The 14,456-nt window shown below is 53.1% G+C and carries 13 protein-coding genes, 1 tRNA gene and 1 pseudogene; all 15 read right to left on the reverse strand.

Features of this window, described 5'->3' with window-relative positions:
- Positions 1-186: ABC transporter ATP-binding protein (locus LBQ97_07255; protein ID MDR1832510.1), on the reverse strand; the 186-nt coding region annotated here is incomplete at its 3' end.
- 2 nt (positions 187-188) lie between these two features.
- Positions 189-500 (reverse strand): type I restriction-modification system subunit M N-terminal domain-containing protein, encoded by a 312-nt coding sequence (locus LBQ97_07260; GenBank protein ID MDR1832511.1) that lies wholly within the window; start codon positions 498-500, stop codon positions 189-191.
- Between the two features lie 36 nt (positions 501-536).
- Positions 537-1,163: a winged helix-turn-helix transcriptional regulator gene (locus LBQ97_07265; protein MDR1832512.1), complete on the reverse strand. Its 627-nt coding sequence runs from the start codon at positions 1,161-1,163 to the stop codon at positions 537-539.
- Positions 1,164-1,226: 63 nt separating this feature from the next.
- Complete coding sequence (locus LBQ97_07270) at positions 1,227-1,562, reverse strand: DUF86 domain-containing protein (protein MDR1832513.1); 336 nt, start codon at positions 1,560-1,562, stop codon at positions 1,227-1,229.
- On the reverse strand, positions 1,555-1,839 hold the full coding sequence (locus LBQ97_07275; protein ID MDR1832514.1) for a nucleotidyltransferase domain-containing protein: 285 nt from the start codon (positions 1,837-1,839) through the stop codon (positions 1,555-1,557). The genes LBQ97_07270 and LBQ97_07275 overlap by 8 nt, the downstream gene beginning before the upstream one ends.
- Positions 1,840-2,028: 189 nt before the next feature.
- Positions 2,029-2,105: transfer RNA gene (locus tag LBQ97_07280), tRNA-Pro, on the reverse strand.
- Between the two features lie 2,651 nt (positions 2,106-4,756).
- Positions 4,757-5,038 (reverse strand): annotated as a pseudogene (locus tag LBQ97_07285) (hypothetical protein).
- Between the two features lie 1,040 nt (positions 5,039-6,078).
- Complete coding sequence (locus LBQ97_07290; protein ID MDR1832515.1) at positions 6,079-6,930, reverse strand: hypothetical protein; 852 nt, start codon at positions 6,928-6,930, stop codon at positions 6,079-6,081.
- A gap of 36 nt (positions 6,931-6,966) precedes the next feature.
- Positions 6,967-7,857, reverse strand: coding sequence for a DMT family transporter (locus LBQ97_07295; protein MDR1832516.1), 891 nt, complete (start codon positions 7,855-7,857; stop codon positions 6,967-6,969).
- Positions 7,858-7,875: 18 nt separating this feature from the next.
- On the reverse strand, positions 7,876-8,370 hold the full coding sequence (locus LBQ97_07300) for a pyridoxamine 5'-phosphate oxidase family protein (protein ID MDR1832517.1): 495 nt from the start codon (positions 8,368-8,370) through the stop codon (positions 7,876-7,878).
- Between the two features lie 61 nt (positions 8,371-8,431).
- Positions 8,432-9,985 carry an NAD(P)H-hydrate dehydratase gene (locus LBQ97_07305; protein MDR1832518.1) on the reverse strand — a complete coding sequence of 518 codons (1,554 nt, stop codon included), beginning with the start codon at positions 9,983-9,985 and terminating at the stop codon, positions 8,432-8,434.
- Positions 9,986-10,041: 56 nt separating this feature from the next.
- Entirely contained in the window at positions 10,042-11,265 is a 1,224-nt protein-coding gene (locus tag LBQ97_07310; protein MDR1832519.1) for an ABC transporter permease, read from the reverse strand.
- Entirely contained in the window at positions 11,262-11,939 is a 678-nt protein-coding gene (locus LBQ97_07315) for an ABC transporter ATP-binding protein (GenBank protein ID MDR1832520.1), read from the reverse strand. The genes LBQ97_07310 and LBQ97_07315 overlap by 4 nt, the downstream gene beginning before the upstream one ends.
- A gap of 14 nt (positions 11,940-11,953) precedes the next feature.
- The gene (locus LBQ97_07320; GenBank protein MDR1832521.1) at positions 11,954-13,129 is read right to left on the reverse strand and encodes an efflux RND transporter periplasmic adaptor subunit; all 1,176 of its coding nucleotides are present in this window, start codon (positions 13,127-13,129) and stop codon (positions 11,954-11,956) included.
- Entirely contained in the window at positions 13,130-14,374 is a 1,245-nt protein-coding gene (locus tag LBQ97_07325; protein ID MDR1832522.1) for a TolC family protein, read from the reverse strand.
- Positions 14,375-14,456: the final 82 nt, after the last annotated feature.

The raw sequence follows: 14,456 nt of genomic DNA on the forward strand, positions 1-14,456 counted from the left end.
GCCATCCAGCAATATATTACGATTTATAACCGAGTCATTCTGAAAGCCATAAATGATATTCATTAACTGACTTTTTCCGCTTCCATTTACTCCGGAAAGAATGATTAAATCCCCTTCCAGTTCTTGATGGAATCCGTTTTTGAAGGATTTGTAATCCTGATTAAGTGTTATGCTGATTTTTTTCATACTCATTTGATTAGTTTCCTTAAAAGTTTGTCGCGGGTGGCGGCGAGGGTTTGGAGATACTTCCAGCGGGCGGTGGGCGGCACATAGAAGATGTTGTCTTTGGTCAGGTAGTCGCGGAGGAAGTCCTCGACTGTCTCGTCAAAGCCCTCCGCCTTATATTTGGCGAATTGCGTTTCAAAAGCGTCGGAGACATACTTGATAAAAATCAGCCCCAGCACCACATATTTGTAGTCGGACGAGTTGATATTGCCGCGCAGTTTGTTGGCAGCGTCCCAGAGGGTGCGTTCTAAATTATTTTTTTCTGTTTCTGCCATATTTTTTTACTATTTTGCAAAGATACACTTTTTTTGTTATTTCTCAATATCAATTATTTTCCAATAGCCATTTTTTCTTGCACCTTCGCGTTTGATAATGTTTCCCTGTTGCAACTCTCTGATATGCCTTTCGATTGTCCGCGTGCTTACATTTAATAATCCGGCAAGTTCCGGAGTTGTAATTCTTCCGTTTTTTGCCATCAAATTTAAAATATTTGGTTTTATCCCGACATTTATCCCGACACTATCTTTGTTTATCCCGACATTGTTATCACTCAAAGTATCAGTTTTTTCCACAGTTTTCGCGGGGAACAGTTTCGCCTCTTTGATATGCAAATATCTGTTTTTCAATTCATTGTGTTCCCCAAAAAGAAGATTGCCAAAGAATTGCATGAGATATTCGGTTGTGGCGTGGATATTCAGTTTGGCGTCATTGAAATTTGCGCGCACAAGCGCGTTACGAAAATACCACGAATGAACAGCAAACAAATCGTTATCAACGTTGAACCCGAAAGTTCGCAGGTATTTGATGGTGAAAACTGCCGTTGTGCGCGTATTCCCTTCGCCAAAGGCGTGGATTTGCCACAAACCGGAAATAAATTTTGAGATATGCTCCACTTCTGCATTTATTTCGGGCAAAGCGTTTGCGTATCTTTCCGCCAATTCTTTAATTTTTGTATTGAAAATAGAAGCGCGGGGTTTAGCGTTTGCATTAAAGTTGGCTCCTTATTCTTCCAATATAGTCTTGATTCGGCATATAAGAACAGGCACGTCTTTGGTTGCGGTTCCCCATATATCATTTATGCGTAAAGAATCATAACCGTGCGCAGTGATATCGCGAAGGCCCGTTATTTTTTTCCACGGAATGTCCGCATATTGCTGACGCACGCTTTGAGGCAATTGCTTAACCAATTCGCCTATATTCAGCAAATTCATACATACGCCGTCTTGGGCCATTTCATTGTCCAGGAACATCTCCAGCGAGCAACCTGAAACATAGCGAATGATTCGATTTGCCCGATATATAATTTTCGTGAGCAACGCTCTGGTCAATTCATCCATAGACGCGCACCTCTTTATTGATGATCAAATGAGAATTTTCCGGTAGCGGCGCGTGAAGAACGTCGACCGATTTATTGAGTAAATCTTCAAAATCATACTTAACGCCAATGATGTCCAGCAGCGACACCGTATCAGTGGTAAACTCCACAAGCAAATCCAGATCGCTTTCCTCGGTTGCGGTTCCACTTGCATAGGATCCAAATACAGACACCTTGGTCAAAGGATAGTTTTTCGCGACCTGTTCCGCCGCTTTTTTTATTTGCTCCAGTGTCAACATGACAATACCTCGCTTTGTTTAATTCTATCAGGAATATCTTAAAAATTCCTCCCCCTTCTTTTCCAAAATTATACCGCACGGCGGCCAAAATGTCCATATTTATTTGCCTGTTTCCGTAATTTTCCGGTCGTAAAAACCACTCCCGACAAAAAACCCCCGCATCCGAAGATACGGGGGAATTGTTTCGACTGGTCGAGGCGACAGGATTTGAACCTGCGACTTTTGCGTCCCGAACGCAACGCTCTACCGGGCTGAGCCACGCCTCGAAGGGGCAGGGCCAATTTTTCCCTGCCTTGACATTATACTAAAACATCGGCCTTTCGTCAAGTAAAAGTTTGATTTTTTGTAAACTTTTGGAAATTTTTCCAAAAGGCCCCTACCGTAACTTCCAGTGGAAGCGGATTCCGCAGCTCAGATCGGTTTCTTGCGCGTTCTGTCTTCTGCCCAGCTCCACATCCAGCGTCACGCCGTAATGATCGCTCTTCTCCACGGTAAATCCCAGGCGTCCCTTGAGGATTCCCCTTTCTTTTTCAGGATTGAGAAGCTCGTCATAGTCCGTGCCGCTTCCCGCAAAGCGCACCCGGTTTGCGCGGTGATTTTCGCCGAAATCATAGGCCCAGGCGAGGGCGCCTTCCAATTTCACGGCGTATTGCCCGCCGATATGCGTCCGGCGCATCCCCCGGACGCCCACTTCGCCCAGTGCGCTCACGTAATCCCGGGCGTCCACTTCAAGAATCAGGGCGCTTTCCCCCAGGGCCCGCTCGCGGAAATGATCGCCCGCGCCGTAGCTGAGGTCAAGAGACGTGTAGAGGTCCAATTTTCCGTGGATACTCCTGAAGAGGGTATTTTCGAGGGTATTTATCAGGCGCAGCTCGTAGCTGTTATAAGAGCTCTTATTTTTGTAAACTTGATCAAGCTCGAGGGTGCGCTCGGCCTCATGCCGGTACCAGCCCAGCTCCACCCGGGAAAGAAGCCGCAGCCTGTCGTCGGCCCCGAAGGGTGTCAGTCGGTGCAGGCCGCCTCTCAGCGCGTAGATGTCCTCTTTGGATTTGTCGCCGTACAGGGGCGCGTCGTCGAAGTCGAAGCGAGCGCCGCCGAAGCCCAGTGACCAGCCCCATTTGCCGCCGTAGCGGTATCCTTCTCTTTCTTTCATGTACAGCAGCCCGTGCACGCGGTAGTCATAGTCGTCGATGCCGTCTGTCCCGTCGCGGAACGCGCCCTGACCGTAGATCACGCTGAATTTGTCCGTATCGGCCGTGTCGTTGTAGGAATCAAACATTTCGGCAAATGAGCGGTCGAAGGCCTTTCGCGTGTGCAGCTCCCGGTTTTGGATCGTCGAGTAGATGTCGCCGCGGATCTCGCCCAGGAGCCGACCGCTTTCCCGTTCAAAGGCCGCCGTTCCCTGTGTGGCATCGATCCGGTCGAGCCGGTAATTAAGTTTTTTCAAGAGTTGCGCGTCTTTGGAGGTCCCGGTGGGATCCCGTTTCAAAAGGATGTCGGCGCCTTCCTCGATGGCCGTAAATCGCGGATCCTTCATCACAAGGGCATAGGGCTGCTTCCTCACGGTCAATGTGCCGTCGGGCTCGACCCAAGCCTCAAAGAGGGGGGAGGTCCCGATCGTAAGGGACGCCGCGGCCGTTCCCGGTGTGTCGGTCTCTGACGCCGCTCCGGCGGGGCTTGCGATAAATTCGTCGACTGCCCATTCATAGCCGTTTCCGCTCAGGATGTAATCCGGCTCCAATTGAGCGGTTCCGCTGAGGCTCGCGGTCAGGAACATGGGGGCGGCGCGGTATTCGCTGAGAGCCAGTCTGAGCCCCTCGGCGACGATGGCTTCGGCCGCGATGGTCCCGGCTGTGACGATGTTGCCTTCGAGGACGAGAGCTCCGCCTTCGGCGTGAATGCCGGTCGATTGGGCGTCGAGCAGGCGGATTTCGCCGTTATTGATGAATTCGGCGTTTCCCTTGGCAAAGATTCCGATGCCGCCGGCTTCCACGGTAATAAGGCCGTTGTTGGTAAATCGCGTTGTCGCCGCACTTTCGACGCCTTCGAGGTAGACGCCAATCGCGTGTTCGCCGTTGACCTGAATCACGCCGGTTTCTGTATTTATACCGCTCGCGCCGTTTACGAGCCGGATGCCTACGGATTCCATACCATAGTACTCGCTGTTCGTCACGGATATTGTTTCGTAATTCCGAATCGTCACATTGTCGGCAGTTCCATTTCCTGCGGCATAAATTCCGATGGCGCCCATATCGACGGAAATATTTGCGAAATTTTCAAGATTGACCTGATTGCCGCCGGAGTATTCTTCATTATTTATAAAAATGCCATAATTTCCTCTGCTTATGCTCCAATCCCCTGAAGTTGTAATTTTGCCACTGCTTGAAATCTTGTATACCTTTGCGATTGGCGCATTGTACATCCATTCCAATTTTCCGTCTCCGGCAAAATTGTAGTCTCCGTCGCGATCAAGATAAACCACAACCTGACCCGCGGCGCTTTTTTCTCCTTGCTCCTCTTTATTTACTATCATGTCAGTCGATGCTTGCCTTGTAAATTCGACATCTATCGGTTCGTCATACCGGGGCGTACCGACATTGTCGGCAGAATTGTCGGGATTATTGGGATTGTCCGGAGTATCCGGATTATCCGGAATGCTTGGATTGTCCGGGGTATTGGGATTCTCATTGGGATTCTCATTGGGATTCTCATTGGGATTCTCATTGGGATTCTCATTGGGATTCTCATAAGGATTCTCATTGGGATTCTCATTGGGATTATTTTGTTCATTCGAATTATTCTGTTCATTCGAATTATTCTGTTCATTTGAATTATTCGGATCCTCATCCGTATCCTCATTGGGATTGTCCGGATCGTCTGGATCATTTGGATCGCCCGGTTCTTCAGGATCAACGCCGGGTTCTTCAGGGACAACGCCCGGTTCTTCGGGATCAGTTCCGGGTTCTTCTGGATTTTCAGGAACTATGCCCGGATCTACTGGATCTTCAGGATCTGTCGGATCATCCGGATCTTCTGGATTTACTGGATCATCAGGCTCTTCCGGATCTCCCGGACCAACGTTTGGATTTCCAGAATCATCCGAATCATCTTGATCTTCTGGATCTTCTGGATCTTCTGGATCTTCTGGATCTTCCGGATCTTCCGGATCTTCCGGATCTTCTGGTTCTTCCGGATCCACAAGCTCTTCCGGACCTTCAGGCTCAAGGCTGGATTCCCCCGGTTCCTCAGGATCCGATGGTTCTTCCCCCCCTACGTTGGGATTCTCCGATTCCTCAGGTTCGGAAGAACCTCCTCCGCCGGAAGGCGCCCCTCCCTCTTCGCCGGGCGTTTCGATCGCTCCTCCGGGCGGCCCAGTATCGGGCTTGACGCCGCCCGAGCCCCCCGGAGAGGCCGCTTCGCCCGATTTGTCCCCGGACGCTGCGGCCTGGGTCTGCGGGCCCCCAGTCTTCGCAGGCTCTTTGGCCGCCCCCTTGCCGCTTTTCTTGTTTTTCCCGCTTTTGCTGTAATAGCCCGTCATGAAAAACTGCCTGCTCTCAAAGCGGGGCTTCGCGTAAAAATCCCCCTTGCGGATCAGCTCGTCAAGTTCCAGTTGCGTTTGCGCCTTCCGCTTCCGGTTTTCTTCGATCAATTGTAAAATTTTCTCTTTTTCCCCCTGCACGGCCATGTCGTATGACGCGGCCGCCGCGGGGACGCTCTCCTCCTTTACCGCCTGCGTCGCCGCCGCAGGGCTTCCCGTCCAAAAAAATACCGCCAGACAACCTGCAATTGCCCATTTGCGCCAAAAAGAACTTCCGCCTTTCAGAATCGCGTCATGGTTTTTACTCATCGTTCCTCCATTCTTTTTTACCCATTTGCGCGGTTTTGTCCGCGCAATCGCCATGGTAGATTTTGTATTCCGTTGCTGTAGAGATTTATCGTGAAAAATCTATCTGAACATTTATGTTTCAACAAAAAACAAAAAAACCGCCCGATTGATCTTCGCTTTTCCGCGGATTTTTCAACAAAAACAAAAAGTCCGCCTGAATAACGATCGCCTTATTGTGGAAACATTTTCGCCAAATGGATATTATTCACTATTATACCACGGACTCTGCCTTTTGTCACGCTATTTTTTTGTTTTTCTTCCGATTTTTGTCTTTTTGTTCCCCTCCAATAACACCAAAAAGCAATAATTCAGGACGGCGGCGTCGCCGAAATTTTTTTTGCTTTCCGAAAAAATCAGGCGCTTTGTTCCGCCTCCCGGGCGTCCCGTTTGATTTCCCTTCTCCTGAGCCACAGCCAGTAGAGGATCAATACCGGAGGAAGGGATATGCCGAAGTTGCATTCGCCCAGAATATTGAAGCCCCGGTTCACGACGGGCAGAAAGGAAAAGGTCTGCCAGCTCCAGGCGAGACCCGCGGGCCCGCTTACGATCTCGAGGAGTATCGTCATGGGGAGCGTCACCATGATCCAGATTCTGGGATTTTTGACGAGCTTATGGTAGTCGAGCTCCGTCGCGATCAAGGCGATCAGGAAGAAGAGCGCCGCCAGCGTCGAAAATATCCGCTTTTGGCCGAAAAGGGCCACATTTTCCCGAACCGTCTCATTGTAGGGCTTCGTCAGCTCGGAAAAATTGATCGTGTGGAGCCGGATCGCGCCGTCATTTTCGTTGACCCGCACAAAGATCATGCCGTTGCGGTCGGGAAAGAGCGCGTCATACATAAAGACCGACTGCCTGAGGGGAATTTTCCTGCCGTCGGGGGCCGTGGCCTCCCATTTGCGGATCGAGAATTGGACCAGTTTTTCCTCTTTCAGGGGATTTGCCTCAAAGAAAGCCTTTGTCTGCGCGAATCCCTCGTCAAAATGCTCGAGGCCCGTCTCAAATTCCCCCCGCAGCTCCTCAAAGCGTCCGGTCTTGATCCGGGAAAAGACCGACGCCATATAGGTCATGGTCGCGGGATCCTCAGTATATTGCGCGTTCCGAGTCCTCCAAAAATAAAAATTGGGTCCGAAAAGCGTCAGCAATCCCGTGACGCCGATAAAGATCAGCGCCGCGTAGTACATAAATTTGCGTAATTTTGCTTCGTTCATGGCGTTTCTCCTTCTTTGTAGCGTTGTTTTCCTTAATCAGGTTTGCGGCGCCCGCCGGTTCAGGATCCTGTCCCCGTATGTGAAGACAAACATGCCGACGAGGATCACGAGGCCGCCGATGACCGTGGAAAACTCGGGTTTTTCTCCGGCAATCAGAAAACCGAGGAGCGCCGTCGTAAAGGGCGGCACAAAGTTGTAATTGGCGACGGCCGTCGTCGTCTTGGATCGCTTGAAGGCCATGGACCAGGTCACATAGCCGATGAGGCTCGGGAAAATGGCCAAAACCAGCAGGATAAAAATCTGATTGGCCGGCGCGGCCCGGAGCTCGTTCAGGGCATTGGGCGCGGCGATTCCCATACAGACGGTCCCGATCAGGATGCTGTAGGCCGTGGCGGGAAAGGCGTCGTAAGTCTCCAGAATTTTCCGCAGGAAGAGCGTCGAGACGGAGCCCGCCGTGCAGGCGAAAAGCAGCCAGAGCACGCCGGTATTGACGGAAATATCCGCCTTCAGAGCCGTTACGATAAATACGCCGGCAAATTCGATGCCCATGGCGGCGTACTGGATCAGTTTCAATTTTTCCCGGTAAAAGACCCTGACCAGAAGAGCCGTCAGTACGGGTCCCGTGGCGATAATCACGCTGACCGTGGCGGCCGTTACGGTCTTGGAGCCTTTGTTGAAGGCCATCATATAGACAAAATAACTCAATATTCCCTTACCCAGGAACCAGCCCCAATCTTTGGGCTTCGGCAACTTCTGTTTTGTCGCGATGAGCCCCGCGATCAGGAAAATCGAGGCGATCCCGAAACGCAGGAAGCCCAGCGAACGGGATGAGTAATAACGGAGCGCCAGCCGCGTAAACACATAGGAAAGCGACCAGAGCAAAACCGTAATAAACGCGAACACATGAAAATTATCCCTCCATCTCATTTTCCATCCCCCCGCGCGTTAATTGACTCTGGGCAGGGCTTTTCGCTTCCCGCTGAAGTCCCTGACGACGAGCTTGTAAACGGCGGTATTGGCCAAATGAGCGTCGTGATACGTATACTCCCTGTCCACGCCCGTCTGGCAGCGCATCAGCTGGTTGAGGGCATAAATCTTGTCCGCTTTTTCCTCCAAAAATACCACGTCGCCGACGCCGATGACGCTGGCAAACGTAAAGCCGTAGTCGCAGGCGGCGTCCCCCTCTACGAGTCCGTGCTCGCAATCGACCTCAAAACAGGCGACGCCTGTCTTTTTCAGAATATCGATCTTCCTGCCCGCCCTGGCGCTGTGAAAATACAGGGTTAAAAGGCCCTCAGACCAGGTGTAGCCGTAATTGAGCGGCACGAGATACGGCGCCTCCCCGTCCGTCATAGCAAGCCGGCAGACTTTGCATTGATCAAGAATGGCCAACAAGTCCGCGATTTCCGTAACGGCCCTGTCGCTTCTGCGCATTTCCATGGTTCCCTCCTCATGACTTTCATACGAAGCCGCCCCGGGGCGGCAGATTCAACCTCATCTATTATAGCATTTTTTGCCTCATACAAAAAGAGAAATCTTTCAATCTCCGCAAAAACTCAGGAATCGCGTCGGCGATTTCCCCGGCCAGCGGGGCGTATTCCGTCATGGTCTCCGAAAGAAGCTCGCCGGCCCGTCCGTGGAGCCAGGCCCCCAGGGCCGCGGCGTGAAAGATGTCCATGCCCTGAGCCCCGAGTCCCGCCACAAGGCCCGTCAACACATCGCCGCTCCCGCCCTTGGCGAGGGCCGTGTTTCCGCTGGGATTTAGGTAAATCTCGCCGTCGGGCCGGGCGATCACGGTCCGGTGGTCCTTGAGGAGCGTCGCGGCGCGATATTTTTCGGCGAATGCTTTGGCCGTGGTCAGAGGGGAGGCCAGAATTTCCGTCACGGGCTTTCCGGTGAGCCTCGACATTTCTCCGGGATGGGGCGTAATGAGCGGAATTTTTTGGCAATCCCGCAGGATACGCGGATCTTCTTGGATCAGGTTCAGCCCGTCGGCGTCAAGGACAATCTGCCCGGAAAACCGCCGGAGCAGTTTTCGCAAGGCGCGCCGGATCGCTGGGCTTTGGCCGAGGCCGGGTCCGGCCGCGAGGACGTCCGCGCTTGCCAGGATGTTCTCGGCTTTTTCTCCGAAGTGAATCGTCGCGCCCGCCTCATAAGGCAACGTGATTGCTTCAGGAATAAGGATTTGCAGCGTACTTGCGATCTCTTCCGGGACGAGGCAGTACACGAGTCCAGCGCCTGCCCGGTAGGCGCTTTTGGCCGCAAGATAAGCGGCCCCCGCCATTTCCCGACTGCCCGCAAAGAGAAGGACCTTTCCGTAGCTCCCCTTGTTGCTGCGGGGTTTCCGCGAAGGCAACAGCGCCGCCGCTTCCTTCGGCGTCAGCATACGGTAAGGGCTTTGGACGGCCTCCGCGACATCCCGAGGGATTCCGATATCGGCCACATGGAGACGGCCGCAGCAGGCGGGGCCTTTGCCGGTCAAAAGGCTCAGCTTGGGGAGGGCAAAGGTCACCGTTTCATCGGCAATTACCGCGGCGGCGCCTTGATTTTCGTCCGCGTCTCCGACCCCTGAGGGGATATCGACGCTGATCACATAGCGGGCGTATTTGTTGACGCTTTCGATGACGCCGCGGATCGGTTCCCTGACATCCCCGCGAATACCGGTCCCGAGGAGGGCGTCCACCACGATGTCCGCTTTCCCGACGAGCTCATCAAAGCCTCCGGCTTTGTATTCTCCGACGGAAAAAAGCGCCTCCAGCCTGCGGTAATTGCTCAAGGCGTCGCCTTCCAAAGCATCGGGTTTTTCCGTAAAGACAAGTTGCGGCGCGTAGCCCGCCGCAAAGAGCTGTCTCGCCACGGCAAAGCCGTCGCCGCCGTTGTTTCCTTTTCCGCAGAGTACGAGAACCCGCTTCCAGCCATGTTCCCGCAGCCGCCGAATCACGAGATCCGTCACGGCCCGGGCGGCCCTTTCCATAAGCGTCAGACCCGGGACGCCGTATTCCTCTATGGTTATTTTGTCTATGGCGCGCATCTGCGCGCCCGTCACGATTTTCATCCTGTACCTCGCCAGCGCAATATCGTATCAATATGCGGTAATTGCTTTTTTGGGGATTATTCCGTCCGCAGGGCGTCAACGGGATTGAGGTTTGCCGCCTTTCGGGCGGGCGTTACGCCGAACACTACCCCGATAATCGTTGAAACCAGCATGGATCCGAAGATATAGATCGGGGAAAAGACCGGCGGGATTCCGAGGAAACCCCCGATGCCCAAGCCCAGGGATACGCCGAGAGCGATGCCGAAGACGCCTCCGAAGCCCGTAAGGATCACGGCCTCCATCAGGAACTGGATCAGAATATCGCTGTTGGTGGCCCCGATAGCCTTCCGGATGCCCACTTCCTTTGTGCGCTCGATGACGGATACGAGCATGATGTTCATGACGCCGATGCCGCCCACGAGGAGCGATATGGCCGCCACAAAGCTCACGAACATATTGAGTTGGGAGAGGATATTGTCGAAAGATTCGGCGGCGTTTGAGACCGTCGTCACTTCGTAGAGGTCCGCCGTACCGGTCAAGTCTTCAAGGACAAGCCGGGCGTCGCTCATGGATTCCGCCAGTTTTTCGGGATCTTGCGCCTCCACGATAATTTCCGTGTATTCCCCGGGGGTCTTCGTGAACATCTTGTCATAGGTGGAGACCGGGATCCGCACGAAACGCGGGATACGCCGGCCGCCCATGATCTTGATCATCTGCTCCAGAGGATTTTTGAAGACGCCCACGATCCGATAGGCGATATAGCTGGTGTTTCTGCCCGGGGCGATGTCGAGGGTCTGCCCCACAGCGTTTTCGGGACTTCCGAAGAGGTTCCCCGCCGTCAGGTGGTCGATGGTCGCCACCTTTTCGCGCAGGTCGTACTCAAAGGACAGGATATTCCTGCCGTAGAGCATGTTCACTTTGTCGATTTCCTCAAAGTCTTTGTTCGTCGGGGAAGCCATCAGCATCTCGTTTCTGCCGTTGATCTTCACCATAAAGCGCGTCTGGATCCGGGGGCTCACGTTGCGGAATTTGCCGCTCCGCTTCATCCCCTCGATGATCTCGTCGTTGAGCATATATTTCCAGCGGAATTCCGTATCGCTTTTGTCTACGGAAACCGTAAATTTTCCGTAACCGCCCTGTTTCAGGTCTCCCATAATATTCTGCTGGGCCCCCTGACCGATGGCGGACATGGTGATGACCGAGGTGATGCCGATGATGATGCCGAGCATCGTGAGAAAGGAGCGGATCTTGTTGCCCTGGAGGGATTTGACCGCCGTTTTGAGACATTCCCAGAAATTCATGAGACCACCTCGTCCTTGATGATCATGCCGTCCTTGAACGTCAAGATCCGTTTGACGTATTTTTTCGTCTCGGGCTCGTGGCTCACGATGGCGACTGTTTTCCCCGCTTTGTTGAGCTTCACGAAAAGCTCCATGATCTCGTTTTTTGAGACGGAGTCGAGGTTGCCGGTGGGCTCGTCGGCCAGAACGATGGCCGGGTCGTTGATGAGGGCCCGTGCGATGGCGACCCGTTGCTTCTGACCGCCCGAGAGTTCGTTGGGCCGGTGGTGCAGCCGGTCTCCGAGGCCCACCTGCTCCAGCATTTCCTGCGCCTTTTTGTGGCGGGTCGGTCCGTCGCATCCGCCGTAAATCAGCGGCAATTCCACATTTTCCAGGGCCGTCAGCTTCGAGAGCAGGTTGAAAGACTGGAACACAAAGCCGATCTTCGTGTTCCGGATCCCGCAGAGTTCCTTTTCCGTCATGTTGGAGACATTTATGCCGTCCAGAATATACGTCCCCTCATACATGCGGTCCAGACAGCCGATGATATTCATCAGCGTCGACTTGCCGCTGCCGGAACTGCCCATAATGGCCGTGATCTCCCCGGCCCCGATCTCAAAATTGATGTCTTTCAGCGCGTGGAGCTTGATTTCTCCCGAGATATAATATTTGTCCAGATGCCGTATCGTGATCATCGCGACTCCCCCGCCTACATGGGCGGTCCGCCTCCGCCGGGAGGCCCTCCGACGGATCCTGCCCGGGCGGCCCCGGTTGCGCCGTTTCTGCCGCTTCGCGCGCTCCCCGTCTGCCGCAGCGTATAATTGATTTTCTCCCCGTCCCGCATGTTTTCGTTGGGGGCCACAAGGACGGCTTCGCCCAGGGAAAGCCCTTCCTTGACTTCCACGTCATCCCCTTTGCGGACGTCGGAGATGGAAACGGTCTTTTTGGTAATGACGCCGCTCTTCTGGTCTACCACATAGACGTAATAGCCGCCATCTCCTTCGAGAAGAGCCGTTTTGGGGATATTGAGCCCCTCTCCGGAATCGAGATAAATGGAGGCCGAGACCTTGAAGCCCGGCACGATATCGGCGATGGGCTCGTCGGGTTTCACTTCCACCTCGACGACGTTTTCCGAGGTGGACGTCGATGTCTTGGAAATTTTGGAGATGTCGACGACCTTCCCGGGGAAGGCCCGTTTTTTTTCGTAGACCTCGGGCCGGATCTCGATCCGCTGCCCGAGCCGGATATCGACAATGTCGTATTCGGGCACCTCGAGGATGATCTTGATCTCCGTGAGATCCGTGATCTCCATCAGGGGCTGCTCGGTGTTGACGCTGTAGTTTTCCTCGGCCGTGAGGCTTGTAATCGTGCCGCTGACGGGACTGTCAATGCGCTCGACGGTCTTTTTCAGATCCTCTTCGTATTCCTCGATATTGATTTCCGAGGTCCGGATATTTTCCTCGATTTCCAGCACGGCGTTTTTGGAGCTGCCGCCGATGGCGAGGAGGTTTTTCTCCACTTCGAGGTTCCGGCGCAGTTTGGAGAGCGTCAATTGCTCCCGCTCGATTTTCCGCACCGTATTGTTGCGTTCGTTCTCGTCAAAGGTCATGAGAAGCTGCCCTTTTTCCACATAATCCCCTTCTTTGACGAAGATTTCCTTGACTTTGAGTTTTTTGTCCACGTAGACTTTTTTCGTATCGTTTTCCACGACTTTCCCGTCTACGGAGATATAGGCCTTGCCGCGGGAATTGACGAGAGACAGGGCCTCATAGCGGACCGCGGGCGCCTTTTCTTCGGCCGTTCCGGCCTTTTTCTTCTGCCATACCCGGTATCCCGCGTATACGCCGCCCAGGACGAGCAGCAGCGCAAACAGCTTTTTTCCCATTTATTCCTCCCCTTTGACGCGCAGCTCATAGATATAACCGTAGAGGCTGTTTCTGGACTTCTCGGCCGTGATCCGGTATTCGAGGTAGTCGTTGAAGGATTCCATGACGTCAAGATATGTCGATTTGCCGTTCTGGTATTCCAGCTTCTTGATTTCGTAATTTTTCGCCTCAAGATCGGCTTTGTTTTTATTCACCAGCCAGGTATTCTCATAGCTGGCAAGATTGTAGAGGATCTTTTGCTTCTCGGCTTCATTTTCGAGGCGGGCCTGCCGGTAGCTGATGGCCTGCTGTTCAAGATCCAGTTTTTCCTGCTCGAGGTCGAGGTTGTAGTCGAGAAAACGTTTGGAAAAGGTGAGGGACACGCGGTTTTCGTCGTTTTTCGTGTCCCGGGAGAGACCCACGGTGATGTCGGGCGTTATGTCGTCATAGTTCAAATAATTGATGCTCTCTTTGGTGATTTCCTGCTGGAGCAATTGTTTTTGCAGATCGAGCTGTCCGTATCGGGCGACGAGCCCGTCGTAATTGAGCTTTTTCCCGGGGATATCGGCCAGGGCCAGCTTTCCCGTGTCGATGCCGAAAATATAGCGGAACTGCTCCCGGAGCTTCGTGAGGTTGTCTTTGAGCAAAACCGATTCCAGATTGAGATTGTTGAGATTCATCAAAAGCGTCTCGAGCTCAATTTTGGACACAGCCCCCAGGTCATAGGATTTCGTCAGTTTTTCCCGCTCCAGTTCGAGGGTCTTGACGCCGCTCTGCTTCACTCGGAGCTCCAGCTCGTTATTTTTGTATTCGACGTACAGCGAAATCAGGTTGGCCTTGATGGTCTCCATATCGATCCGGTAAGTCAGCTCGTCGACTTTTTTGCTGAGGTCCAGTTTTTTGAGCTCGCTCTTGTTTTTGCTGTAAATGAGGTCTTTGAGGCTCTTTTCGACGCCGATCGTCGCATAGTCGTCGTTGTCGTAGTCCTTGGTCCCCTCGATGTAAATGGGGCCCCACTGGGCGCGGCCCGTGGTCTGCCAGGCGTCCTCCAGCCTGCTGTACTGGCTTGAGGCCGTGGTCTGGACGCCGTTCCAGTCCCCGAGCTTGTAGTATTTTTCCTTGTCCCGGTTGAGCTCCCTTTGCTTTTGCCAGAGGTCGATCCGATAGGAGGAACGGGATACCATATCGAGCATGTTGTCGAGGGTCATGGTCTTTCCCTGGAGCGTCGCCGCCAAGAGGAAAACCGACATAAGAATTTTTTTCATAGAATACCGCCGTTATTCGGAATGGATTTCGAAAAGCCTGTTTTTTCTTTCGCCCGCTATTATCTCATGATACTGTGTCCCA

The organism is Fusobacteriaceae bacterium (assembly GCA_031272775.1).
Classification (GTDB): Bacteria; Fusobacteriota; Fusobacteriia; order Fusobacteriales; family Fusobacteriaceae; genus JAISST01.